Raw genomic sequence first — 24794 nt, 5'->3', positions numbered from 1 at the left:
CCCCCCATGCTGTCACGCACCGCCGACCATCTCTACTGGATGTCGCGCTACACCGAACGGGCCGAGAACACCGCCCGCATGCTCGATGTCAACTACCAGACCTCGCTGCTGCCCCAGTCCGCCCAGGTCGCCAAGTACGGCTGGCAGGGCGTGCTCTCGATCAGCGAGCTGCTGCCGGCCTACAACAAGGAGCACGACCAGATCACGCCCGACGAGGTGATGGAGTTCATGGTCAAGGACGAGGCCAATCCGTCCTCGATCATCTCGTGCCTGAAGGCCGCGCGCGAGAACGCGCGGGCCGTGCGCGGCGCGCTCACCACCGAGGCCTGGGAGACGCAGAACACGACCTGGCTGGAGGTCAACCGGATGCTGCGCAACGGCGACTTCGAGCGCGATCCGGCCCAGTTCTTCGAGTGGGTCAAGTTCCGCTCCCATCTCTCGCGCGGCGTCACGCTGGGCACCATGCTGCAGGACGAGGCGTTCTACTTCTCGCGCCTGGGCACCTTCCTGGAGCGCGCCGACAACACCGCGCGCCTGGTGGACGTGAAGTTCCACGCCCTCAACAGCGAGTTCTTCGGCACCGCCACCGAGGAGGACCAGGAGTACGACTTCTATCACTGGAGCGCGATCCTGCGCAGCGTCTCGGCCTTCGAGATCTATCGCAAGGTCTACCGCGACGTCATCAAGCCCGAGCGCGTGGCCGAGCTGCTGATCCTGCGCGCCGACATGCCGCGCTCGCTGCACCACAGCCTGCACGAGGTGGTGGCCAATCTCGACCAGGTCTCCAACGATCCCGGCAGCGAGACGCGCCGCCGCGCCGGCAAGCTGCTGGCCGACCTGCAGTACGCCCGCGTCGACGAGATCCTGGCGACCGGCCTGCATGCCTATCTGACGCAGTTCCTCGATCGCGTCAACGAGGTCGGCGCGCGCATCAGCCAGGACTTCCTGATGCCGGCGAGCTGAGGCCGGGGCACACCGCCGCGTCCCGCGTCGCGCCGGTCACCCGGCCGCCGTCGATCCGCACCACCGCCTGCGCCAGGGCCTCGACATCGGCGGGGTCGTGCGTGATCAGCAGGGTGGGCACCCGCACGCGTTCCAGCATCTCGGCGAGCTCGATGCGCAGGCGCGCGCGCAGCGGGATGTCGAGCGCCGACAGCGGCTCGTCGAGCAGCAGCAGGTGCGGGCGCGGCGCCAGTGCCCGGGCCAGGGCGACGCGCTGGCGCTGGCCGCCCGACAGGTGGCGCGGCAGCGCATCGCGCAGGGCCCGCAGGTCGAATCGGTCGAGCAGCGCCTCGATGTGCGCCAGGTCGGCCGGCGCGGCGCGGTGGCCGAGCCGGCGCACGCCGAACTCGAGGTTGCGCAGCACCGTCAGGTGCGGGAACAGCGCATAGTCCTGGAACACCACGCCGACGCCGCGTTCGCGCGCCGGCAGGTCGAGGCCCGCCGCGCTGTCGAGCAGCGTGCGGGCGCCGATGCGCACGTGGCCCCGCACCCCCGGCAGCAGGCCGGCGATGGCCATCAGCACGGTCGACTTGCCCGAGCCCGAGGCGCCCACCAGCGCCGTGCGCGCTGCTTGCGAGACGAAGGCGGCATCGAGCGCGAAATGCCGCTCGCCCGATGCCAGGGTCGCGCGGACATGCAGGTCGAGCACCGGCGGCGGATCGATCGCGGAGGGCGCGCGGACCACGTCGCTCATGCTCAATGCCGCGCCCGCAACAGCCGGCCCGAGATCACCAGCACCGTGGCGCACACCGCCGAGATCACCGCCGTGAGCCACAGCGCCTGCGCATCGTCACCGGCCTGCACGGCGTCGTAGACGGCGATCGACAGCGTCTGCGTGCGGCCCGGCAGGTTGCCGGCGATCATCAGCGTGGCGCCGAATTCGCCCATGGCGCGCGCGAAGGCCAGCATCAGTCCCGAGGCGATGCCGCGCACCGCCAGCGGCAGCGCGATGCGCACGAAGATCTCGAACTCGCCCGCGCCCAGGGTGCGGGCGGCCTGCGCGAAGCGGCCGTCGACCTCCTCGAAGGCGGCGCGCGCGCCCTTGTAGACCAGTGGCAGCGCGACGATCGACGCCGCGATCACCGCACCCTGCCAGGTGAACATCAGGTTGATGCCGAACCACGCCTGCAGGTGCCGGCCCAGCACCCCGTTGCGGCCGATCAGCACGATCAGGTAGTAGCCCAGCACCGTCGGCGGCAGCACCATCGGCAGCATCAGCAGGGCATCGACCAGCGACTGCCCGGCGAAGCGCCGATGCGCCATCCACCAGCCCAGCGCGATGCCCGCCGCGCCCGCCAGCAGCGTGGCGAGGATGGCGACTTTGAGCGTGAGCCAGAGCGGGGTCAGCAAGAGGACGCTCAGGGTCGCGAGAAGCCGAAGCCCTCGAGGATGCGCTGGCCATCGGCGCCGCGCACGAAGGCGATGAAGGCATCGGCCAGCGCGTCGTCGCGGCCACCGGCGACGCGGGCGATCGGATAGCTCACCGGCGTGGCGGTCGGCACGGTCAGGGCGATGCGGGTCTTGTCGCGCTCGATCAGGGCATCGGTGCGGTAGACGAAACCGGCATCGACCTCGCCCCGCGCGACATAGTTGAGCACCTGGCGCACGCTCTCGCCCTGGATCCAGCGCGATGCCAGCGCGGCGCTCAGGCCGGCCTGCTGCACGGCCTGCGCCGCGTAGCGTCCGGCCGGCACCGAGGCCGGCGTGCCGGTGGCGATCCTGGCGTAGCCGGGGCCGGCGAGATCGGCCAGCGCGCCCGGCGTGCGGGTCGCGCTCGCCGGCACGATCAGCACCAGCGAATTGCGGGCGAAGTCGGCGCGCGTGCCGGCGGCCAGCAATGCCTCCCGGGCGGCGCGGTCCATGGTGTCCTGGTCGGCCGAGGCGAAGACATCGACCGGCGCGCCCTGGCGGATCTGCGCCAGCAGCGGACCCGAGGCGGCGAAGTTGAAGGTCACGCGGGCGCCCGGACGCGCCTTCTCGAAGGCCGCGCCGATCGACCGGAAGGCATTGGTCAGGCTGGCCGCGGCGGAGACGACGAGTTCCTGCGCCTGCGCGAGGGTGCCGCCCAGCAACAGGGCGATGGCGAGCGCGCCGTGGCGCAGGGAGCGGGTCCAGGATGTCATGGGCGGTTTCCGGGGGGTCGGCGCAGCGCTATTCAAAAAAGGAATAGCGAGATCATAGCCACGCCACGTCCGACGCGCGTCCGACAATCGCCCGATGCGCACCCGGTCCTCCGCTTCCCCCTCCCCATCCGAGTCCATGGCCACGCCCTTCATCGATGCCCTGGGCCACGGCGCCGGCGACAAGCGCATCGAGATCCTGCGCGGCATCGCCGCGACCGGCAGCATCTCGCAGGCCGCGCGCGAGGCCGGCGTCAGCTACAAGGCGGCGTGGCAGGCGATCGACACGCTGACCAACCTCGCCGGCGTCGCGCTGGTGCAGCGCGCCGTGGGCGGCGCGGGCGGCGGCGGCGCGGTGCTGACGGCGCAGGGCACGCGCCTGCTGGGACTGGCGCAGGCCTTCGACGCCGCGCGGCGCGAGGTGCACGCGCGCTGGCTGGCGGAGCATGACGACGGGGAGGGCGCCGCCGGCCCCGTCGCCACCGCGCCGGTGCGGGACGGCGGCGGGCGGAACGCGAGCGCGACCGGCGCCACCCTGTCGCGCCTGGCCTTGCGCACCAGCATGCGCAACCAGCTGCCGGCGGTGGTCGAGCAGCTGGCGACCACCGGCCGCATCGTGCGCGTGTCGATGCGCCTGGAGGGCACGCCGGCCGGGGGTCCGCGGCTCGTCGCGCGCATCACCCGCGAGAGCGCCGAACTGCTCGGCCTGCGCCCCGGGCTGCCGGTGATCGCCTTGTGCAAGGCGACGGCGGTGCGGATCGGGCGCGCGATGCCGCAGCCCGCGCCCGCGGAGCCGGACGCGCAACCGCATGGCATCGACGTCACCCATCTCGACGGCAGCGTGGCGCGCGTCTCGCGCGGCGCCGATGGCGACGAGCTGACCGTCGCGCTGGCTGGTGGCCTGCAGCTGATCGGCTTCGCCGCCAGTGGTTCGGGCCTGCGCGCGCGCCAGCGGGCGCGGGTGTCGATCGACGCGGCGGCGCTGGTCGTGGCGCTGGCGGGCTGAGGCACGCGAAACCGGTCGCGTCCGACGGTGGCGCGCACCGATCCTCCGCAGACTGGGGTCATGGACAACCTCGACCTGACAGTGATCCGCGCGCTCCTCGATTGGCGCCGCGCCGGCCGGCATGCCCTGCTGGCCACCGTGACCCGCACCTGGGGCTCGTCGCCCCGGCCGGTCGGCTCGATCATGGCGCTGGCCGACGATGGCGCGGTGATGGGATCGGTCTCCGGCGGCTGCATCGAGGACGACCTGATCGCGCGCCATCGCGGCCGGCTGCATCTGCCGCGGGCATCGAGCCGGCCGGTCGTCGTCACCTATGGCGTCTCGGCCGACGAGGCGCACCGCTTCGGCCTGCCATGCGGCGGCACGCTCGAACTGCTGCTGGAGCACGATCCCGATGCCGATTCGCTCGGCACGCTGGTGGCTTCGCTGGAGGACGGCCGGCCGATGCGGCGCTCCGTCTCGCTCGACGACGGCACGGTGCGGCTCGATGCCGCCTCGGTCCCCGAGGAGGCGCACGTGGCCGGCGGCTGGTTCGTCAACGGCTTCGGGCCGGCCTTCCGCATGCTGATCGTCGGTGCCGGCCAGCTGGCCGAATATCTCGCCACCATGGCCAAGTTCAGCGGGTTCGCGGTGACGCTGTGCGATCCGCGCGCCGAATACCGCGGCGCCTGGTCGGTGCCGGGCGTGACCCTGACGACGCAGATGCCCGACGATGCCGTGCTGGCCTTCCGGCCCGATCGCCGCAGTTGCGTGGTGGCGCTCGCGCACGATCCGAAGATCGACGATCTGGCACTGCTGGAGGCGCTCGACAGCGAGGCCTTCTACATCGGCGCGATCGGCTCGCGGCGCAACGCCCAGGCGCGGCGCGAGCGCATGGTCGAGCACTTCGGACACACGGCCGCCTCGCTCGAGCGTCTGCGCGGGCCGATCGGCATCTACATCGGCAGCAAGACGCCGCCGGAGATCGCGGTCAGCGTGATGGCGGAGATCCTGGCCGTGAAGAATGGCGTCACGTTGCCGCGCGAGATCGAGGTGGCGAGCGCCAAGGCACTGCGCGAGGGCCTGCAGGAAGTGGCCTGAGGCACGGTCCGGAGCGCCGGAGCGCCGGAGCGCCGGGGCCCGAGGGGGCGGCTCAGTCCGGCGTCGGGACCGAGGTGCCGCGCTGCGGCGGCTGCCTGGGCCGGCCCTCGCCGTCCAGGCCGAGCTCGTCGCCCGGGTGGGCCTGCGGCACGTCGCCATCCTTCTGCCGCTCGCGGAACAGCGCGGCGCGCATCAGGAAGATGGTGGTGACGGGCGCGGTCAGCGCGATGAACAGCGTGATGAGCACGGCGTGCAGGAACAGGTTGGCGCCCTGCATCGAGAAGTACACGATGGTGGCCAGGGTCATGCACCAGACGCCGGCGGTCGCGCCCAGCGTGGGCGTGTGGATGCGGCGGAAGAACGTGGGCATGCGCACCAGGCCGAAGGAGCCGATGGCGGCGAAGGCCGCGCCCACCACGGCGAAGACCGCCGTCACGATCTCCGCCCACAGCGGCAGCGGCACGGCGACGAATTCGGGCATCACTCGATCACCTCGCCACGCAGCAGGAACTTGGCGATCGCCGTCGAGCTGACGAAGCCGAACAATGCCACCAGCATCGCCGCCTCGAAGTAGACATTGCTGGCATAGACGATGCCCAGCACCAGCATCATCAGCATGCCGTTGATGTAGAGGCAGTCGAGCGCCATCACGCGGTCCTGCGCCGAGGGACCGGCCAGCAGCCGGAACAGGGCGCAGAGCATGGCGATGGCCAGCAGGAAGAGGGCGGCCTTCAGGCCCCAGAGCAGCACGGGCGTCATGACTCGAAGATCTCCATCAGCGGCTTCTCGTAGCGATCCTTGATCATGCGGATCATCCCCTGCTCGTCCTTCAGGTCGAAGACGTGCAGGAGCAGGGTCGAGCGGTCCAGGCTCAGTTCGCCCCAGGCCGTGCCCGGGGTCAGGCACAGGATCATGGCCAGCACGGCGAGCGCGTTGGCATCGCGCACGTCGAGCGGGATCAGCAGGAAGTGCGAGGGGATGTCGTCGGTGCGGCGCGTGAGCAGTTCGCGCGCCACCATCAGCGCCGAGCGCACCATGTCGCGCAGCACCACCACCAGCAGGGCCAGCGCCACGCGCGGCCGCCGCATGCGCACCGCCGCCGGCCGCAGGCCGCGCGTGAGCAGCGGCACCACCAGGGCCAGGATCAGCGCCATCAGCAGGGTCGCCGCCTCGAGCGACTGGTTCAGCAGCAGCCAGACGGCGAACAGCGCGACCGACAGCGGGGGCGAGGGAATCCAGCGGCGGATCATGGAGCGGCACTCCCGGTGGCGCCCGAGGTCGGGCTGGGCGTCTGGCGGGCGCCGAACACCGCCTCGCGATAGGCATCGGGGCGGAACAGGCCCTCGGCCGTGGCCCGGGCATGCTGCATCACCGGCTCGGCCTCGATGGTCAGGGCCAGGCAGGCGGCCAGCAGCGCGGCCACGGGCAGCACCTCCAGCGCGCGCAGCGAGGGCATGGTGGCATGGTCCTGGGTCCAGAAATGGCGGATGCCGGTGCGGCTGAGCGCCACCAGCGTCAGGAAGCCCGAGATCAGCAGCATCGCCAGGAAGATCCAGCCGGCCGGGCCGACCACCGGCGCGTCGAGCAGGCTGGAGAGCATGGCGAACTTGCCGACGAAGCCGGAGAAGGGCGGCAGGCCGGCCAGCAGCAGCGTGCAGCCCATGAAGCCCAGGCCCAGGAAGGCGACGCCGGCCGGGATGGCGCGGCCATAGAGCGCCTGCTGCTCGTCGTCGAGGTTCACGTGCGCGTGCACGGTCAGGTCCTCGGCCAGGAACGGCGCGCTGCCGGCGTCCTCGTGCGGCGCGATGCTGGCGCCTTCGTTGCGCCAGCGCTCGATCATGTCGATGAGCAGGAAGAACGCGCTCGCCGCGAGCGTGGAATTGAGCAGGTAGTAGAGCGCTCCGCCCCAGACCCCGGGCAGTCCGAGGCCGACAGCCGCCAGCAGGGTGCCGGCGGAGACCAGCACGCTGAAGCCCGCGAGGTTCGACAGCCGCTGCGTGCCGACCACGCCCAGCGCGGCGGCGCACAGCGTGGCGATCCCCATCGCCACCAGCACGCCCTGGCCGAACTGCGCCGACACGCCGGTGTCGGGTGCGAACATCACGGTCCACAGCCGCAGCAGGGTGTAGATGCCCAGCTTGGTCAGCAGCGCGAAGACCGCGCTCACCGGCGCCACGGCCGCGCTGTAGGCCGGCACCAGCCAGAAGTTCAGCGGCCAGGCGCCGGCCTTGGCGAAGAAGGCGGTCGCGAGGATGGCCGCGGCGGCATGCACCAGGCCGCGATCGGCCGGATCGAGCTGGGCGATGCGGATGCCCAGGTCGGCCATGTTGAGCGTGCCGGTCGCGCCATAGAGCAGGGCCGCCCCGATCAGGAACAGCGACGAGGCCGCCAGGTTGATGGCGATGTAGTGCAGCCCGGCTCGCACCCGCAGCCGGCCCGATCCGTGCAGCAGCAGGCCGTACGAGGCGGCCAGCATGACCTCGAAGAAGACGAACAGGTTGAACAGGTCGCCCGTGAGGAAGGCGCCGTTGAGGCCCATCAGCTGCAGCTGCAGCAGGGGGTGGAAGTGCACGCCGGCGCGGTCCCAGCGCGAGGTCGAGTAGATCGACACCGCGAAGGCGACGACGCCGGTCAACGCCACCATCAGCGTGGAGAGCCGGTCGGCCACCAGCACGATGCCGAAGGGCGCGCGCCAGTTGCCCGCCAGGTAGACGCCGATCGAGCCGGGTCCGCCGCCGGTGTCCGGCGCGTTGACCCAGCGCAGCAGCGCCAGCGCGGCGATCAGGCCGACCAGCCCGGAGATCACCGTCAGCGCCGACTTGATGCGCCGGCGCTGTTCGCCCAGCAGCAGCATCAGCGCGGCGGTGAACATCGGCACCAGGATCGGCACCGCCACCAGATGCGGCATGGTGAAGTCGAGCAGGCGGTCGAGCAGGTGCGCGATGTCGTTCATTCCGCGCGCTCCTTGCCGTCGACGTGGTCGGTGCCCGAGAGGCCGCGCAGCGCGATCATCACCACCAGGAACAGCGCCGTCATGGCGAAGCCGATCACGATGGCGGTCAGCACCAGCGCCTGCGGCAACGGGTCGGCGGTGTTGGCCAGGGTCGAGGCATAGCCGGGGATCAGCACCGGCTCGCTGTCGACCTTCAGGCGTCCCATGCTGAAGATGAACAGGTTGACCGCATAGGACATCAAGGTGAGTCCCATGATGACCTGGAAGGTGCGCGGGCGCAGCAGCAGATAGACACCCGATCCGGTGAGCACGCCGATGGCGATGGCGAGAACGATTTCCATCAGTGGTCTCCGGACGCCGGAGGCGCGAGGCCGGCGGGGTGGGGGACGTCCTCCTCGATCACCAGGCGCGGATCGGCGGCTTCCGAGAGCGCCACCTTCTTCTCGTCGGACTTCGAATGCATCTCGGATTCGCGCTCGGCCTGCTCGTCGGCCCAGCGATGGCTGCGCACCGACTGGTGGGCCAGCGCGGTCAGGATCAGCATGGTGGCCCCCAGCACCAGCGAGAACACGCCGATGTCGAAGAACAGCGCGCTGGGCACGTGGATCTCGCCGAGCACCGGCAGGTGCAGGTGGGCGGTGTGGGTGGTCAGGAACGGATAGCCCAGCGCCACCGCGCCACCGCCGGTGGCCAGCGCCAGCAGCAGTCCGACGGCGATCCAGCGGCGCGGGTAGATGCGCAGGTGCTCCTCGACCCACTCGGTGCCCGAGACGATGAACTGCAGCACCAGCGCCACCGACATCACCAGTCCGGCGACGAAGCCGCCGCCCGGCGCGTTGTGGCCGCGCATGAAGAAATACACCGACACCAGCACCGCCAGCGGCAGCAGCAGCCGCACCAGCACCGCCGGCACCATCAGGTAGCCGACGGCGGTGTCCTTGGCGCGGCGCGGGTTGAGCAGGTCGCTGCTGCCGTCGTCGGCCTGGGCCCGCTGCTGCGCCGGCAGCGCCATCGATTCGATGGCCGGGCGGAAGCGGCGCAGCAGCGCGTACACCGTGAGCGCGACGACACCGAGCACGGTGATCTCGCCGAAGGTGTCGAAGCCGCGGAAGTCCACCAGCATCACATTGACGACGTTGGTGCCGCCGCCCTCGGTCAGCGCGCGGTCCAGGAAGAACGGCGAGATGCTGTCGGGGAAGCGCCGGGTCATCACGGTCCAGGCCAGGGCCGCCATGCCGCCACCGGCCAGCGTCGCCACCAGCAGGTCGCGTCCGCGCCGGCCCCAGGGGCGCAGGCGTTCGCGCGCGCGCTGCACCTCCTGCTGGCGCATCGGCAGCCAGCGCAGGCCCAGCAGGATCAGGACGGTCGTGACCGCCTCGACCACCAGCTGCGTCAATGCCAGGTCGGGCGCGGAGAACCAGATGTAGGTGATGCAGCACACCAGGCCCGATGCCGCCGCCAGCATCAGCGAGGCGAGGCGGTGGAACTTGGCCTGCCAGGCGGCCGCCAGGGCGCAGACGGCGCCGATCAGCCAGGTCATGGCGAACATCGGCGAGAACGCCAGCGGGGGGCGCGTGCCGCTGGCCGCCGGCATCAGCCACAGCGACGTCGCGGCGCCGGCCACGGCCACCAGCACCAGCAGCAGGAGCTGCGACTGCAGCCGCTGCGTGCCCAGCAGGCGCCGGCTGCGGCGCCCCGTCTCGCTCAGGCGCGCCAGCAGGTTCTCGAAGATGCGCTGGCCGTCGAAGCGGCGCAGGCCCGGGGTGTGTTCGAGCTGGCCCTGCGCGCGGCCGCGCCGCTGCAGCATGTACAGCGCCCCGCCGGCGGCCAGCGCGATGAAGCTCATGAGCAGCGGCAGGTTGAAGCCGTGCCAGACGGCCAGGCTGTACTCGGGCAGCTCGCCGCCCACCACCGGCGCCGCCGCCGCCGCCAGCAGCGGCCCGACCGACCAGGCCGGCGCGACGCCCACCACCAGGCAGACCAGCACCAGCAGCTCGACCGGCACGCGCATCCAGTGCGGCGGCTCGTGCGGCGTCTTGGGCACGTCGGGTCCGCAGGGCGGACCGAAGAAGACATCGAACACGAAGCGCGCCGAATAGGCGACGCTGAAGATGCCCGCGATGGTGGCGATCACCGGCAACGTGAAGTCGACCCAGGGCGTGGACTGGATGAACACCGTCTCGGCGAAGAACATCTCCTTCGAGAGGAAGCCGTTCAACAGCGGCACGCCGGCCATCGAGGCGCTGGCGATGATGGCCAGGGTGCCGGTGATCGGCATCAGCCGGATCAGGCCGCTGAGCTTGCGGATGTCGCGCGTGCCGCTCTCGTGGTCGATGATGCCCGCGGCCATGAACAGCGAGGCCTTGAAGGTCGCGTGGTTCATGATGTGGAAGACCGCCGCGACGGCCGCCAGCGGGCTGTTCAGGCCGAGCAGCAGCGTGATGAGGCCGAGGTGCGAGATGGTTGAGTAGGCCAGCAGCGCCTTCAGGTCGCGCTGGAACATCGCGATGTAGGCGCCGAGCGTGAGCGTGATCGCGCCGGCGCCGCCGACCAGCCAGAACCATTCCTCGGTGCCCGAGAGCGCCGGCCAGAACCGCGCCATCAGGAACACGCCGAGCTTCACCATGGTGGCCGAATGCAGGTAGGCCGAGACCGGCGTCGGGGCCGCCATGGCGCGCGGCAGCCAGAAATGGAATGGGAACTGGGCGCTCTTGGTGAAGGCGCCCAGCAGCATCAGCACCAGCGTGAGCGGATAGAGCGCGTGCGCGCGGATCAACTCGCCCGAGGCCAGTACGACGTCGAGCTCATAGCTGCCGGCGATGCGCCCGAGCACCAGCACGCCGGCCAGCAGGCACAACCCGCCCGCGCCGGTCACGGTCAGCGCCATGCGGGCTCCGCGCCGGGCATCGCGCCGGTGGTGCCAGTAGCCGATCAGCAGGAAGGAGAACAGGCTGGTGAGTTCCCAGAACAGCACCATCTGCACGATGTTGCCGGAGAGCACCACGCCCATCATGGCGCCCATGAAGGCCAGGAAGAACGAGAAGAAGCGCGGCACCGGATCGGATGGCGACATGTAGTAGCGCGCATAGAGCACCACCAGCGCGCCGATGCCCAGCACCAGCATGCAGAACAGCCAGGCGAAGCCGTCCATGCGGAAGACCAGGTCGAGGCCGAGCGAGGGCAGCCACTCGATGCGCTCGCGGATCACGTTGCCATCGGCCAGGCGTGGGAACAGCCAGGCCGCCTGGACCGCGCAGCCCAGCGCCACCAGTCCTGCGAGGGTCGACTCCCGGTTGCGAGCGTTGGACGGCAGGAAGGCCGCGATCGCGCTGGCGATGAAGGGGAGGACGACGAGGAGGACCAGGGGCATTGCGCAGGATTCTATCGACGGGGTGCGTTCGGTCCCGCCCTGCGCCAGGCGCCATGCGGGGGTTTGTCTACCGATTCAGGATGCGAAGGTCTGGACGGTGCGCAGACCCAGCCAGGTGAGAAAGAGCGAGCCTCCCAGATGCAGGGCGATGGTGAGCAGCGCCAGTCCGGGTCGACCTCCCGTCAGCATGCCCACCGTCTCCGCCGAGAAACTGGAGAAGGTCGTCAGGCTACCCAGGAAACCCGTCACGACCATCAGCCGCCACGCCGGATGGATGTCGGGCAGGCCGCTCAGGACCCCGATGACCACGCCGATCAGGTAGCCCCCCACCAGGTTGACCACCAGCGTGCCCCAGGGGATCACGCCGCCCGGGTTGAGCCACAGCGAGATGCCCCAGCGCAGCAGCGCGCCGACGCAGGCGGCGGCGCAGATCGCCAGCGCGTTGGTCAGCATGCCCCGTCGTCCTCGCGGACCCTGTCGCCAGCCGTCACCACCGCCTATTTCTCCACGCCCATCACCCAGTTGGGCACGCTGGTGACGATACCCGGGAAGAGGGTGATCAAGGCGATGCACACCACCAGGCACAGGAAGAACGGGATCGCCGCCTTGGCGATCAGGTTGCTGTCCTTGCCGGTCATGTTCTGCAGCACGAACAGGTTGAAGCCCACCGGCGGCGTGACCTCCGCGATCTCCACCAGCAGCACGATGAAGATGCCGAACCACACCAGGTCGAAGCCGGCCTTCTGGATCATCGGCAGCACCACCGCGCTGGTCAGCACGATCATCGAGATGCCATCGAGCGCCGTGCCCAGGACCAGGTACACCACCACCAGCGCGCCGATCAGCGCATAGGGCGACAGGTGCATGGCGTCGACCCATTCGGCCAGCTCGCGCGGGATGCCGGTGAAGGCCATGGTCTTGGTCAGGAAGGCCGCGCCGGCGAGGATGAACATGATCATGCAGCTGGTGCGGGTGGCGCCCATCAGGCCCTCCCGGAAGTTGCGCCACGTCAGGCTGCGTCCCTTGGCGGCGATGGCCAGCGAACCCAGCACGCCGAAGGCGGCGCACTCGGTGGCGGTGGCCCAGCCGGCCACCAGCACCCAGACGATGAAGACGATCAGCAGCGCGCACGGGATCAGGTTGCCCGACAGGCGGATCTTCTCGCGCAGTGTCGTGGGCGGATCGGCCGCCGGCACCTTGTCCGGGTTGCGCAGGCTCCACCAGCCGATGTAGCCGGAGAACAATCCCATCAGCAGCAGTCCCGGCAGGAAGCCGGCCAGGAAGATGCGGATGATCGAGGCATCGGCCGCCACGGCGTAGACCACCATCGTGATCGACGGCGGGATCAGGATGCCCAGCGTGCCGGCGGTGGCGAGCGAGCCGATGGCCAGCCGCTCGTCGTAGCCGCGCCGCTTGAGTTCGGGCAGGGCCACCTTGGCGATGGTCGCGCAGGTCGCGGCCGACGAGCCCGAGACCGAGCCGAACACGCCGCAGCCGAGGATGGTGGTGTGCATCAGCCGGCCCGGCACGCGGTTGAGCCAGGGCCGCAGGCCCTCGAACATCTCCTCGCTCAACTTGGTCCGGAACAAGATCTCGCCCATCCATATGAACAGCGGCAGCGCCGCCAGCTCCCAGCTCGCGTTGCTCTCCCAGAAGGCGGAGAACAGGTTCTTGCCCGGCAGCGTGTTGGTGAAGAAGGCCTGCCCGACCCAGCCGACGATGGCCAGCGTCATCGCGATCCATACGCCGCCGGCCAGCAGGACCAGCATGATGACGAGCAGCAGCGCGCCCATCCAAAGAGTTTCTGTCATGCGGCCTTCAGATGTCGGAGGAGAAGTCGCCAGCGGCGTGGCGCTCTTCGAGGGCCCGCTGGTAGCTCGGCTTGTCGCCGCGGACCACGCCGACGAGTTCGTCGACCATGGCGATGAGCAGCAGCCAGCAGCCGATCACGAAGGTCGACTGCGGGATCCAGATCGGGATCACCACCAGGCCGGTGGCCATCTCGGCGAACTCGTAGCTCTCCCAGGTGAAGCTGGTGGCCCAGTAGGTGAGGTAGGCGACCGCCACCGAGGCGATCAGCAGGCAGGTGACGTCGAGCACGCGCCGCACCGGCGCCGGCACCTTGTCCAGCAGCAGCGTGACGCGCACGAAGTCGCCGTGGCGGAAGGCATGCGCCATGGCGAAGAACGCCGCGGCCGCGCACAGCCACGCGACGACGTCGTTGAGTCCGCTCACATGCCAGTTCATCTGCCGGCCGACGCCGGCGACGATCATCAGCACGAAGATCAGGAAGACGCAGCAAGCGCCCAGCGCGCCGGCACCGTCGTACAGGCGATCGAGGAAGCGGCGCATGGTTCAGGCGCTCCGTCGGAGCGTTCGGAGCCTCGTTCGGGCGGCTCTCATTTCTTGTAGGCGTCCATGATCGCCGCGCCATCCGCGCCGGCGGCCTTGAGCCAATCGGCCTGCATGATGCCGCCGACCTGGCGCATGTCGGCGTCGAGCTTGGGCGAGGGCTTGTGGATCTTCATGCCGCGCTCGGCCAGCAGGCGCTTGTATTCGGCGTTCTTCTCCTCGGCCACCTTCCAGCCGCGCGCCTCGGCATCGGCGGCGGCTTTCTGCACGGCTGCCTTGGTCGGCGCGTCCAGGGCGTCGAAGGACTTGGCGTTGACCAGGATCGCGTTCTTCGGGATCCAGGCCTGCGTGTCGTAGAAATTCTTGATGTGCTCGTAGGTCTTGGTGTCGTAGCCGGTCGAGCCCGAGCTCATGTAGCTCTCGATCACGCCGGTGGCCATGGCGGCGCTGAGTTCGGCCTGTTGGATCTGCACCGGCTGGGCGCCGATGAGTTCGGCGATCTTGGCCGTGGCCGGGCTGTAGGCGCGCCACTTGATGCCGCGCAGGTCGGCCACCGAGGCGATCTCCTTCTTCGCGTAGATGCCCTGCGGTGCCCATGGCACCGTGAACAGGATCCTGATGTTCTGCGCGGCCAGCAGCTTGTCCATGGCCGGCTTGGAGGCCGTGTAGAGCTTCTTCGCCTCGGGGTAGGTGGTGGCCAGGAAGGGCACGCCATCCAGCGCGTAGATCGGGTTCTCGTTGGCGTAGTTGGCCAGCAGGATCTCGCCGGCCTGGGCCTGGCCGCTCTGCACGGCGCGCTTGATCTCCGGCGCCTTGAAGAGCGATGCGTTGGCGTGCACCGTGATGCGCAGCTTGCCGCCCGTCGCCGCTTCGACGTCCTTGGCGAACTGGGTGATGTTCTCGGTGTGGTAGTTGGTCGCGGGATAGGCGGTGGGCAGGTCCCATTTGACCTGCTGCGCGAAGGCCGCGCCGCCGCTCAGGGCGAGCGCGGCGACCGTCGCGATCGAGGTGGCCAGCAAGGACGGCCGCACGGTGGAGGCCTTCACGGCGGGAACGCAGGAGTGATGCATGGGATGGGAGTCCAGGAGAAAAGACGGAGGAAAAACGCAGTGCAGCCTACGTGCAAATATCGGGCCACCATTGAGGTCTTTCCCTACGGAACCGGATCCCGCCCGGCCATGAAAAAGCCGCCCGTAGGCGGCTGAGGTTCGATGGGGCGTCGCGCGCGGGTGGCCAGCGTGCCCTGCGTGCGATCTACTTGGTCTTGGACATCGGGTGGGACTTGGCTTCCCCCTTGGCCATCCGGTCGGCGACGGCGGTGTCGTCGAAGCTCTTGCCGTTGACCGTCAGGCCCTGTCCGGACAGCTTGGTGGCGGTCTTGGCCTTGACGCCCTTGACGCGGCTCATGAAGTCGCCCCAATCCTTGAACTCGCCCTGCGCCCGCGCATCCACGATGCGCTTGGACATGCCGGGGCCGACGCCCTTGATGCCGTCGAGGTCGGCGGCATTGCTCTTGTTGACATCGACCGCGGCGAACGACGACATCGTCAGCATCATGGCCGTGATGGCCAGAACTTTCTTGAACATGTGAATGAATCTCCCTGATTCTCGATGATGGATGTGATTGACAGCTTGATCGCGCCAGCCGCTTTCGCATCGGCGCGGGGCGGACTGTAGCCGGGTCGGACGACCGCTTTCTTTCCGAATCGAACAAGGGAGGAGGGTGGCGGGCGACGACGCCCGCGAGGCGCCGCGTGCCTCGTCACGAGGCGGCTCAGAGTTCCTCGACGCGCCGTGGCGGATAGCTGTCCCAGGCCTGGCAGCCCGGGCAGTGCCAGAAGTACTGGTGCGCCTCGAAGCCGCAGGCGGCGCAGCGGTAGCGCATCAGCGGTCGCGTCGCCTGGTCGAGCGCACGCTGCACCTGGGGATGGAACTGCTCGTTGGCGAAGGTCTCGCCGGCGAGCCAGCGGGAGGCCGCCACCAGCGACGGCTGTTTCGCCAGGTGCGCGATGTAGCCGTCGCGCGGCGTCGCCCGCGCCGGTGGCGCCATGGCGGGGTCGACGGCCGCCGCCTCGAACACCGGCGTTCCGTCGTCGACCAGCGCGGGCAGGCCACCCAGGGCGATGATGGCTTCGAGCAGGTCGATCGATGGCTGGTCCGCATAGCGGCGCTGCAGCAGCGCCAGGGCTTCGCCGGTGCGTTGCGCGGCGCTGGCCGCCTGCTGCAGCGTGGCCGCGCACAAGGGCAGCGCGAGCGGCGCGCGTTCACCCAGTGCCAGCAGCGTGTCGACGGCGGCCGAAGCCTGGCCGGTGCGCAGCTGCAGCACCGCGGTGTCGATGGCGGGGCGCGGAGCCGTGGGCGCGAGCGCGACGGCCTGGCGCAGCAGTTCACCGGCCGCGGCCAGATCGTCGCCCTTGGCCAGTTGCTCGGCCGCCTGCTCGCACAGGTAGTGCGAGCGGCGTGCCGCATAGCTCGCCTGGCCGGCGGTGTCGAGCTTCTCGGCCACGGCCGCGGCCTGCGTCCATTCGCGCGAACGCTCGTAGATGGCGAGCAGCGACAGCCGCGCCTCGTTCTCGTAGCGCGTGCCTTCGAGTTTCTGCAGGGCGGCCTCGGCGCGGTCGAGCAGGCCGGCGCGCAGGAAGTCCTGGGCCAGCGCGTGCTGGGCCCGTTCGCGATCGACGCGCGAGAGATCGCCGCGTCCGAGCAGGTGCTCGTGCACCCGCACGGCGCGCTGGTATTCGCCCCGGCGCCGGAACAGGTTGCCCAGCGCGAAATGCAGTTCCTGGGTGTCGGGGTCGTTCTGCACCGCCTCGATGAAGGCGTCGATGGCCTGGTCCTGCTGCTCGTTGAGCAGGAAGTTCAGCCCGCGGAAGTAGGCCTTGGGCGCCTGCCGGTTCTCCAGCTTCAGCTGGCGCAGATCGAAGCGCGAAGCCAGCCAGCCGAGGACGAAGGCGACCGGGAAGCCCAGCAGGAGCCAGCTGAAATCAAAGTCCATGTTGTCGGGCGGCTGGAACGTCGGTCACGGTGGCGAGGGCCTCGAGCGGCGCTGGCGCGGTGCTGGCGACGACCGTCGCGGAGGGTTCGTTGGAGGGCGAGTTGGCCACCGCGGCGCTGCGGTGCTTCCACCAGCCTGGCAGCATGCCCAGCACACCGACGACGACGCCACCGGCGAAGGCTGCCAGGACCACCAGCACGAGTGGCGCGCGCCAGTAGGTGCTGAAGAAGAAATAGACGGTCGCGTCCTGCTGGTTGTTCAGCGCGAAGGCGAAGAGGGTGAAAAAAAGGGCTGCCTTGAGCAGCCACAGAAGGTACTTCATGCGCATCCCCGGTAACCCGGGCGCATTCTACTTTTGACGACCATCGGCATGGCCGCCACCGCCGGCGTCGAGCTCGGCGGTCCGGGCGTCGACCGCTTCGCGCAGGGCCTTGCCGGGCTTGAAGTGGGGAACGCGCTTCTCCGGGATCTGGACGCTCTCTCCCGAACGCGGATTGCGTCCGATGCGGGGAGGTCGCCGATTGACCGAGAAGCTGCCGAAACCACGGATCTCGATGCGGTGGCCGCGCACCATGGCGTCGCTCATGGCGTCGAGGATGGTCTTGACGGCGAATTCGGCATCGCGATGCGTAAGTTGCGCAAAACGGGCGGCAAGTTCTTCCACGAGGTCGGAGCGGGTCATGGCGTCTCGGTGAGAGTGGGCGTGCGGAGGACGAAAAAAAAGACAGGCTGGCCTCGCGGCCACGCCTGTCTTCTCCTGGACGACTTACTTGTCGCTGTTGTCCAGCTTGGCGCGCAGCAGGGCGCCCAGGCTGGTCGTGCCGGCGTTCTCGCGGGCCGATTGCTGGCTCAGGTTGGCCATCGCGCCTTGCTCGTCGACCATGTCCTTCTGCTTGATGGACAGCTGGATGTTGCGGGTCTTGCGATCCACGTTCACCACCACGGCCGTGACTTCGTCACCTTCCTTGAGCACGTTGCGGGCGTCTTCCACGCGGTCGCGGGAGATCTCGCTGGCACGCAGGTAGCCGATGATGTCCTCGCCCAGATCGATCTCGGCACCACGTGCGTCGACGGTCTTGACCTTGCCGGTGACGACCTGGCCCTTGTCGTTCACGGTGGTGAACGTGGTGAAGGGGTCGCTGTCGAGCTGCTTGATGCCCAGGCTGATGCGTTCGCGGTCGACGTCGACTGCCAGCACGAGCGCTTCGACTTCCTGGCCCTTCTTGTAGTTGCGCACGGCGGCTTCGCCGGTCTCGTTCCAGGACAGGTCCGACAGGTGCACCAGGCCGTCGATGCCGGCGGCCAGGCCGACGAACACGCCGAAGTCGGTGATCGACTTGATCGGGCCCTTGACGCGATCGCCGCGCTTGGTGTTCTGCGCGAATTCCTGCCACGGGTTGGCCTTGCACTGCTTCATGCCCAGGCTGATGCGGCGCTTGTCCTCGTCGATCTCCAGGACCATGACTTCGACTTCGTCGCCCAGCGAGACGATCTTGTTCGGAGCGATGTTCTTGTTGGTCCAGTCCATCTCGGAGACGTGCACCAGGCCCTCGATGCCGGGTTCGAGTTCGACGAACGCGCCGTAGTCGGCGATGTTCGTGACCTTGCCGAACAGGCGGGTCGACTGCGGATAGCGGCGCGAGACGCCCATCCACGGGTCGTCGCCCATCTGCTTGAGACCCAGCGAGACACGGTTCTTCTCGGTGTCGAACTTGAGGATCTTGGCGGTGATTTCCTGGCCGGCCTGAACGACTTCGCTCGGGTGGCGGACGCGGCGCCAGGCCATGTCGGTGATGTGCAGCAGGCCGTCGATGCCGCCGAGGTCGACGAACGCGCCGTACTCGGTGATGTTCTTGACCACGCCACGGACGACGGCGCCTTCCTTCAGGGTCTCCATCAGCTTGGCGCGTTCCTCGCCCATGCTGGCTTCGACCACGGCACGGCGCGAGAGCACGACGTTGTTGCGCTTGCGGTCGAGCTTGATGACCTTGAATTCCAGGGTCTTGTTCTCGTAGGGGGTCAGGTCCTTGATCGGACGCGTGTCGATCAGCGAGCCCGGCAGGAAGGCGCGGATGCCGTTGACGAGCACCGTGAGGCCGCCCTTGACCTTGCCGCTGGTGGTGCCGGTGACGAAGTCGCCGGATTCGAGGGCCTTCTCCAGGCTCATCCAGGACGCGAGGCGCTTGGCCGTGTCGCGCGAGAGGATGGTGTCGCCATAGCCGTTCTCGACGGAGCCGATGGCCACGGAGACGAAGTCGCCGGCCTGGACTTCGAGTTCGCCCTTGTCGTTCTTGAACTCCTCGATCGGCACATACGCTTCGGACTTCAGACCGGCGTTGACGACGACGTGGTTGTGTTCGACACGCACGACTTCGGCGGTGATGACCTCACCGCTGCGCATCTCGGAGCGCTTCAGGGATTCTTCGAACAGGTCGGCAAAAGATTCAGACATTGATGGTTCCTTCCGTCAGGCCAGGGTTGGCGGCCACGTCATGCGAAATTGCGTGTGGCTGCGCGGGGATCTGGAGACGGCGGTTGGTGGGCTTGTCGCCCGGGTCGGGTTGGAAAAAAACCGGTGGGCCGATGCGCTTGTCGCGCGGAGGGCGGCTCGCCGGACCGGAAACGGATGCACCGGTTTCAGGCCGGTTGCCCGTGTACGACCTTCAGGAAGGGGTTCCGAAAGGCTGTTGCTGTTGCCACCAGTCCAGCACACGTTCGACCGAGTCTTCGATCGAGAGCGTGGAGTTGTCCAGGAGGCGTGCGTCCTGTGCCGGCTTCAGGGGCGCGACGCTGCGGGAGGAGTCCCGGAGGTCGCGTGCTTCCAGGTCGGCACGAAGACTGTCGATTGTAGTCGAAATGTCCTTTGAAATCAATTGCTTATGGCGTCTCTCGGCGCGTTGCGCGGCGCTGGCCGTCAGGTAGATCTTGAGTGGCGCGTCGGGAAAGAGCACGGTCCCCATGTCGCGGCCATCGGCGACCAGTCCGGGCAGCCGCCGGAAGCGCTGCTGCAGGCCGACGAGCGCCTCGCGCACCGCCGGCAGGGCGGAGACGCGGGAGGCGTCCATGCCGGCGGCCTCCGTGCGGATGAGTTCGCCGATGTCCTCCTCGCCCAGCAGGAGAGTGCCATCCTGGAAGCGCAATGCGAGGGCGCCCACGATCTCGGCGATGCGGGCCTCGTGCCGGGGCTCGGGCTCGAGGCCGGCGCGCCGCATGACCAGGCCGGCGACCCGGTAGAGCGAGCCCGAATCGAGGTAGTGGTAGCCCAGGTGGCGGGCGACCTCGACGGCCAGCGTGCCCTTGCCCGAGGCCGATGGGCCGTCGATGCAGATCACCGGGACCCGGGCGGCCTCGACGACGCCGAACAGCGCCTCGAAATAGTCCGGGAAGGTCTTGGCCACGCAATGCGGGTCGAGGATGCGCACCGGACGCGCAGCCGGATTGAAGGCGGCCAGCGAGAAGCACATGGCGATGCGATGGTCGTCATAGGTCTCGATGGCCGCGGCGCGCCAGGCCGCGGGCGGCAGCGGATGCACGCGCAGGAAATCCGGGCCGTCCTCGACCCGGGCTCCGAGCTTGCGCAACTCGGCGGCCATGGCGTCGATGCGGTCGGTCTCCTTGACGCGCCAGCTCGCGATGTTGCGCAGCGTGCTCGGACCATCGGCGTGCAGCGCCATCACCGCCAGCGTCATGGCGGCGTCGGGGATGTGGTTGGCATCGATGTCGAGCGCCTGGAGCGGCCAGGCGCCGCGCGCCACCCGCAGCCAGTTGGGGCCGCTGTCGATCCGCGCGCCCATCTGGCGGGCGGCGTCGATGAAGCGGATGTCGCCCTGGATCGAGTCCGCGCCGACGCCCTCGATGCGCAAACCCTCGGCTCCGGTGGCGGCCAGGGCACCCAGGGCGATGAAGTAGCTCGCCGACGAGGCATCGGCCTCGACGTGGATGTCGCCCGGCGAGCGATAGCGGCTCGACGCGGGGATGGTGAAGCGTTCCCAGCCGTCGCGGCGCACCGTGATGCCGAAACGGGCGAGCAGGTTCAGCGTGATCTCGATGTAGGGCTTGGAGATCAGCTCGCCGACCACTTCGATCACGATGTCGCGCGGTGTCGCTTCGCCATGGCCCGAGGCCAGGGGCAGCGCCAGCAGCAGCGCCGTGAGGAACTGGCTGGAGACGTCGCCGCGCACGCGGATCGGTGCATCGAGCGCCAGCGTGTCGATGGCCACGCGATGGATGCGCAGCGGCGGATAGCCCGGATTGCCCAGGTAGTCGATGCGGCAGCCGATCTGCGTGAGGGCATCGACCAGGTCGCCGATCGGGCGTTCGTGCATGCGTGGCACGCCACTGAGGTCGAAGTCTCCACCCAGCAGGGCCAGGGCGGCGGTCAGGGGCCGCATGGCGGTGCCGGCATTGCCCAGGAACAGCGCCGCGCGGGGGGTGCGCAGCATGCCGCCCAGTCCCTCGATGCGCAGGGTCGCGCCATCGCGGACGATGCCGCAGCCCAGGATGCGCAGGGCGTCGAGCATGACGCGGGTGTCGTCGGAATCGAGGAGGTCGTGCACCGTGGTGACGCCTTCGGCCAGCGCGGCCAGCAGCAGCACGCGGTTGGAGATGCTCTTGGAGCCCGGCAGACGCACGGTGCCCGCTGCCGAGACCAGCGCGGGAATGTCGAGAAAGGGCGTGGCGTACATGGCGTCGTCAGTCGGTCGATGAGGGAAGGGCGCCGGGACGCCAGGGCGCGCGGATCCCTCGCGCGGCGGCGATGGCGGATTCGAGCGCCGGTCCGTCGTCGCGCGCGATCAGGGTTTCCAGGTCGAGCAGCGTCTCGCGAAATGCCTTCGAATGCGCGAGCACCTGTTCGCGATTGGCCAGCAGGATGTCGCGCCAGATGGCCGGATTGCTCGCCGCGATGCGCGAGAAGTCGCGGAACCCGGGACCCGCGATGGACAGGGCCTGTGGCGCGCCCGACTGGGCCGCGAGGCTGTTGATGAAGGCGAAGGACAGCAGATGCGGCAGATGGCTGACGGCGGCCAGGGCGCTGTCGTGCGCGTCCGGCGTCATGGCGACGACGCGCGACCCGATGGCGCTCCAGGTGTCCGTGGCACGCTGCAGGCTGGCTGGTGCGGTGACGTCGAGCGGCGTGAGCACGATCTGGCGCCCATCGAAGAGCGAGGCTTCCGCATGGTCGACGCCCGCCACCTCCTTGCCCGCGATCGGATGCGCCGGCACGAAATGCGCCAGCTGGGAAGCCGGGAGGGCGCGCCGTGCCGCCTCGACGACGTCACCCTTGGTCGATCCGACATCCATCACCAGCGCGCCGGGTTCGAGGCCGTCGCGGATCGCCAGCAGGGTGGCTTCGGTGGCAGCCACGGGCACGGCCAGCAGGACGATGTCGCAACCGGCGACCGCGGCCAGCGCCGAAGGCGCCGTGGCATCGACGACGCCGAGCTGTCGCGCGCGCTCGGTGGTGCCGGGCGAGGCGCTGTAACCGACGATGTGGCGGACCAGCTGGGCGCGCCGCAGGGCCATGGCGAACGAGCCGCCGATCAGACCGCAGCCGATGAGTCCCAGGCGTTCGAACCCGACGATGTCTTCTTCGGACCGGAGCGGGGTGCTCATGTCACGGGATATGCGCCCAGCACCTTGTAGAAAGCGCATGCCGCGCGCAATTCAGTCAGGGCCGCCGCCACGTTGGGCTGGGACGGGTGACCGTCGAGATCGATGTAGAAGTAGTACTCCCACTGACCCGTGCGGGCGGGGCGCGACTCGAACCGCGTCATCGACACGTTGTGGGCCTTCAGCGGCATCAGCAGGTCGTGCACGGCGCCGGGCTGGTTGGGCACGGACACCACCAGGCTGGTGCAGTCGCGGTTCGATGCCGGTGGCATCGACAGCGTCTGCGGCAGGCAGATGATGGCGAAGCGCGTGCGGTTGTAGGAGTCGTCCTGGATGGCATGCGCCACGATGTGCAGGCCGAACCGGGTGGCGGCACGGTCGCTGGCCAGGGCGGCCCAGGCCGGATTGCCGGCCGCCAGGCGCGCGCCCTCGGCGTTGCTGGAGACGGCGCGGCGTTCGGCATCGGGCAGGTGCTTCGACAGCCAGGTCTGGCACTGGGCGAGGGCCTGCGGATGCGCCAGCACCGCCTCGATGCCCTGGAGCGAATTGGTCGTGCGCAGCAGATGGTGACGCACCAGCAGGCTGACTTCGCCGACCACGTGCGTGGGTGAATGCAGGAACAGATCGAGCGAGCGCGTGACGACACCCTCGGTGGAATTCTCCACGCCGACCACGCCATATTGCGCGCTGCCGGCGGCCGTCGCGTGGAACACCTCGTCGAAGCTGGCGCAGTAGATCAGGTCGGCGGCGCCACCGAAATATTCGACGGCCGCCTGTTCGCAGAACGTGCCCTCGGGGCCGAGCACGGCGACGCGCTGCGGCGACTCCAGCGCCAGGCAGGCCGAGGTGATCTCGCGCCAGATCGCCGCGATGTGATTGCTCTTGAGCGGTCCGCCATTGCTGCGCTGCATCTTCTCGATGACCTGCGCCACACGATCGGGCCTGAAGTAGGGCGTGCCCTCGCGCTTCTTGACTTCGCCCACCGCCTCGGCGACGCGTGCGCGCTGGTTCAGCAGGTCGATCAGACGCTGGTCGAGGGAATCGATCTGCACGCGCAGGTCGGCGAGGCTGGCGGAATGGTCCGCGGAGTCGGGAACGGAAGGCACGGGAGGAGGCGGAGCGGAGGCAGTCATCGTTCGAACGGCCCGTCGCGCCGCGCGACCGGCGCGGCGTCTCTGGTCAGGCCTGCAATGTCTCGAATTCTCGCATGTAGTCCACCAGCGCCTGGACACCCGCGAGCGGCATGGCGTTGTAGATGCTGGCGCGCATGCCGCCGACCGACTTGTGGCCCTTCAGCTGCAACAGACCGGCCGCCTTGGCGCCGGCGAGGAAGGCCTCGTTGCGGCTCTCGTCGCGCAGGAAGAACGGCACGTTCATGCGCGAGCGGCAGGCTGGGTCGACACGGTTCTCGTAGAACCCGGACCCGTCGATGAAGCCATAGAGCAGTTTCGCCTTGGCGATGTTGCGCCGCGCCATCGCTTCGATGCCATGGGCGTCGCCTTCGGTCTGTCGCAGCAGCCAGTCGAAGGTCAGGCCGGCGACATAGATGCCCCAGGTCGGCGGCGTGTTGTACATCGAGCCGTTGTCGGCCACGGTCTTGTAGTCGAACGCGCTCGGGCAGATCTCGAGCGCGTGGCCCAGGAGATCGTCGCGCACGATCACGAGCGTCAGGCCCGCCGGTCCCAGGTTCTTCTGGGCGCCACCGAAAGCCAGTCCGACGCGTTGCCAATCGATCGGCCGGGAAGCGACGTGCGAGGAGAAGTCGATCACCAGCGGGGCCTTGCTGCCGAGCGCCGCCAGATCGGGCAGATCCTGCACCTCGACGCCATGGATGGTCTCGTTGGTGCACAGATGCACATAGGCGGCATCGGCGGAGAGGTTCCAGCCCGCCGGGTCGGGCAGCCGCGTGTGACGGTCGTCCGCGTTGCTGGCCGCGACGCGCGCCTGGCAATAGCGTTGCGCCTCCTTGTGCGACTTGGCGCTCCAGCTGCCGGTGACGACGAAGTCGGCGGCGGTACCGCGCGACAGGTTCATGGGCACGATGGCGTTCTCGGCCAGGCCGCCACCCTGCATGAACAGGATGTGGAAATGATCGGGGACCGCCAGCAATTGACGCAGGTCGGCTTCGGCCTTGGCCGCAATGGCGCCGAATTCCTTGCCCCGGTGGCTCATCTCCATCACGCCCATGCCGCTGCCGTGCCAGTCGAGCATTTCGGCCGCAGCGACGCGCAACACCTCCTCCGGCATGGCGGCCGGGCCGGCCGAGAAGTTGTAGGGGCGCTCGAGGCCCGACGTCATGCCCATGA

Annotated in this window: 25 protein-coding genes; 3 read left to right on the top strand and 22 right to left on the bottom strand. The window is 69.3% G+C overall.

Annotated elements, in window-relative coordinates; genetic code table 11:
• Positions 1-6: 6 nt before the first annotated feature.
• The gene (locus tag AC1MLT_RS08130) at positions 7-963 is read left to right on the top strand and encodes an alpha-E domain-containing protein (protein WP_481034853.1); all 957 of its coding nucleotides are present in this window, start codon (positions 7-9) and stop codon (positions 961-963) included.
• Here the strand turns inward: AC1MLT_RS08130 and AC1MLT_RS08125 are convergent.
• Genes AC1MLT_RS08125 through modA form a run of 3 tightly spaced genes read right to left on the bottom strand, consistent with a single transcriptional unit; the run spans position 932 to position 3125 of the window.
• Positions 932-1696 (bottom strand): ATP-binding cassette domain-containing protein, encoded by a 765-nt coding sequence (locus AC1MLT_RS08125; RefSeq protein ID WP_481034851.1) that lies wholly within the window; start codon positions 1694-1696, stop codon positions 932-934. The two genes, AC1MLT_RS08130 and AC1MLT_RS08125, sit on opposite strands and share 32 nt — an antisense overlap.
• 2 nt (positions 1697-1698) lie before the next feature.
• Complete coding sequence (gene modB / locus AC1MLT_RS08120) at positions 1699-2352, bottom strand: molybdate ABC transporter permease subunit (RefSeq protein WP_481034850.1); 654 nt, start codon at positions 2350-2352, stop codon at positions 1699-1701.
• 8 nt (positions 2353-2360) lie between these two features.
• Positions 2361-3125, bottom strand: a complete 765-nt coding sequence (gene modA / locus AC1MLT_RS08115; protein ID WP_481034848.1) for a molybdate ABC transporter substrate-binding protein — start codon at positions 3123-3125, stop codon at positions 2361-2363.
• Between the two features lie 136 nt (positions 3126-3261).
• On the opposite strand from modA, the gene AC1MLT_RS08110 reads away from it, so the two are divergent.
• Positions 3262-4128, top strand: coding sequence for a TOBE domain-containing protein (locus AC1MLT_RS08110; protein WP_481034847.1), 867 nt, complete (start codon positions 3262-3264; stop codon positions 4126-4128).
• Between the two features lie 60 nt (positions 4129-4188).
• Positions 4189-5208, top strand: coding sequence for an XdhC family protein (locus AC1MLT_RS08105; RefSeq protein ID WP_481034846.1), 1020 nt, complete (start codon positions 4189-4191; stop codon positions 5206-5208).
• A 52-nt stretch (positions 5209-5260) separates the two neighbouring features.
• Here the strand turns inward: AC1MLT_RS08105 and mnhG are convergent, their stop codons facing one another.
• The 19 genes from mnhG to serC form a co-directional block, all read right to left on the bottom strand.
• The gene (gene mnhG, locus AC1MLT_RS08100) at positions 5261-5689 is read right to left on the bottom strand and encodes a monovalent cation/H(+) antiporter subunit G (protein WP_481034845.1); all 429 of its coding nucleotides are present in this window, start codon (positions 5687-5689) and stop codon (positions 5261-5263) included.
• Positions 5689-5967 carry a K+/H+ antiporter subunit F gene (locus tag AC1MLT_RS08095; protein ID WP_481034844.1) on the bottom strand — a complete coding sequence of 93 codons (279 nt, stop codon included), beginning with the start codon at positions 5965-5967 and terminating at the stop codon, positions 5689-5691. Before AC1MLT_RS08095 ends, mnhG begins: the two co-directional genes overlap by 1 nt.
• Positions 5964-6455, bottom strand: a complete 492-nt coding sequence (locus AC1MLT_RS08090; RefSeq protein ID WP_481034940.1) for a Na+/H+ antiporter subunit E — start codon at positions 6453-6455, stop codon at positions 5964-5966. Before AC1MLT_RS08090 ends, AC1MLT_RS08095 begins: the two co-directional genes overlap by 4 nt.
• Positions 6455-8161, bottom strand: coding sequence for a monovalent cation/H+ antiporter subunit D (locus AC1MLT_RS08085; protein ID WP_481034843.1), 1707 nt, complete (start codon positions 8159-8161; stop codon positions 6455-6457). The genes AC1MLT_RS08090 and AC1MLT_RS08085 overlap by 1 nt, the downstream gene beginning before the upstream one ends.
• Positions 8158-8502 (bottom strand): Na+/H+ antiporter subunit C, encoded by a 345-nt coding sequence (locus AC1MLT_RS08080; protein WP_481034841.1) that lies wholly within the window; start codon positions 8500-8502, stop codon positions 8158-8160. Before AC1MLT_RS08080 ends, AC1MLT_RS08085 begins: the two co-directional genes overlap by 4 nt.
• A complete protein-coding gene (locus AC1MLT_RS08075; protein WP_481034840.1) occupies positions 8502-11531 on the bottom strand; it encodes a monovalent cation/H+ antiporter subunit A in 3030 nt (1009 codons plus the stop codon). The genes AC1MLT_RS08080 and AC1MLT_RS08075 overlap by 1 nt, the downstream gene beginning before the upstream one ends.
• A gap of 75 nt (positions 11532-11606) precedes the next feature.
• Positions 11607-11984: a fluoride efflux transporter CrcB gene (crcB, locus tag AC1MLT_RS08070; protein WP_481034839.1), complete on the bottom strand. Its 378-nt coding sequence runs from the start codon at positions 11982-11984 to the stop codon at positions 11607-11609.
• A gap of 44 nt (positions 11985-12028) precedes the next feature.
• Positions 12029-13342 carry a TRAP transporter large permease gene (locus AC1MLT_RS08065; protein ID WP_481034837.1) on the bottom strand — a complete coding sequence of 438 codons (1314 nt, stop codon included), beginning with the start codon at positions 13340-13342 and terminating at the stop codon, positions 12029-12031.
• Between the two features lie 7 nt (positions 13343-13349).
• The gene (locus AC1MLT_RS08060) at positions 13350-13883 is read right to left on the bottom strand and encodes a TRAP transporter small permease (RefSeq protein ID WP_481034836.1); all 534 of its coding nucleotides are present in this window, start codon (positions 13881-13883) and stop codon (positions 13350-13352) included.
• A 47-nt stretch (positions 13884-13930) separates the two neighbouring features.
• Complete coding sequence (locus AC1MLT_RS08055) at positions 13931-14953, bottom strand: TRAP transporter substrate-binding protein (RefSeq protein ID WP_481034835.1); 1023 nt, start codon at positions 14951-14953, stop codon at positions 13931-13933.
• A 184-nt stretch (positions 14954-15137) separates the two neighbouring features.
• The gene (locus tag AC1MLT_RS08050) at positions 15138-15470 is read right to left on the bottom strand and encodes a ComEA family DNA-binding protein (protein WP_481034833.1); all 333 of its coding nucleotides are present in this window, start codon (positions 15468-15470) and stop codon (positions 15138-15140) included.
• Between the two features lie 187 nt (positions 15471-15657).
• Positions 15658-16878 (bottom strand): lipopolysaccharide assembly protein LapB, encoded by a 1221-nt coding sequence (lapB, locus tag AC1MLT_RS08045; RefSeq protein WP_481034831.1) that lies wholly within the window; start codon positions 16876-16878, stop codon positions 15658-15660.
• Complete coding sequence (locus AC1MLT_RS08040; protein WP_481034830.1) at positions 16868-17200, bottom strand: LapA family protein; 333 nt, start codon at positions 17198-17200, stop codon at positions 16868-16870. Before AC1MLT_RS08040 ends, lapB begins: the two co-directional genes overlap by 11 nt.
• A gap of 27 nt (positions 17201-17227) precedes the next feature.
• Positions 17228-17560: an integration host factor subunit beta gene (locus AC1MLT_RS08035; protein WP_481034829.1), complete on the bottom strand. Its 333-nt coding sequence runs from the start codon at positions 17558-17560 to the stop codon at positions 17228-17230.
• 84 nt (positions 17561-17644) lie between these two features.
• Positions 17645-19330 carry a 30S ribosomal protein S1 gene (gene rpsA / locus AC1MLT_RS08030; protein ID WP_481034828.1) on the bottom strand — a complete coding sequence of 562 codons (1686 nt, stop codon included), beginning with the start codon at positions 19328-19330 and terminating at the stop codon, positions 17645-17647.
• A 211-nt stretch (positions 19331-19541) separates the two neighbouring features.
• Positions 19542-21563 (bottom strand): bifunctional 3-phosphoshikimate 1-carboxyvinyltransferase/cytidylate kinase, encoded by a 2022-nt coding sequence (locus AC1MLT_RS08025; protein WP_481034826.1) that lies wholly within the window; start codon positions 21561-21563, stop codon positions 19542-19544.
• Positions 21564-21570: 7 nt separating this feature from the next.
• Positions 21571-22491 (bottom strand): prephenate dehydrogenase, encoded by a 921-nt coding sequence (locus AC1MLT_RS08020; RefSeq protein WP_481034825.1) that lies wholly within the window; start codon positions 22489-22491, stop codon positions 21571-21573.
• Positions 22488-23621, bottom strand: coding sequence for a prephenate dehydratase (gene pheA / locus AC1MLT_RS08015; protein WP_481034824.1), 1134 nt, complete (start codon positions 23619-23621; stop codon positions 22488-22490). Before pheA ends, AC1MLT_RS08020 begins: the two co-directional genes overlap by 4 nt.
• Positions 23622-23667: 46 nt before the next feature.
• Positions 23668-24786, bottom strand: a complete 1119-nt coding sequence (gene serC / locus AC1MLT_RS08010) for a 3-phosphoserine/phosphohydroxythreonine transaminase (RefSeq protein ID WP_481034939.1) — start codon at positions 24784-24786, stop codon at positions 23668-23670.
• Positions 24787-24794 lie beyond the last annotated feature (8 nt).

Source organism: Variovorax sp. PEI5, assembly GCF_056679935.1.
Note: the sequence above shows the minus strand (reverse complement) of the source record. Positions and strands in the feature narration are given on the sequence as shown.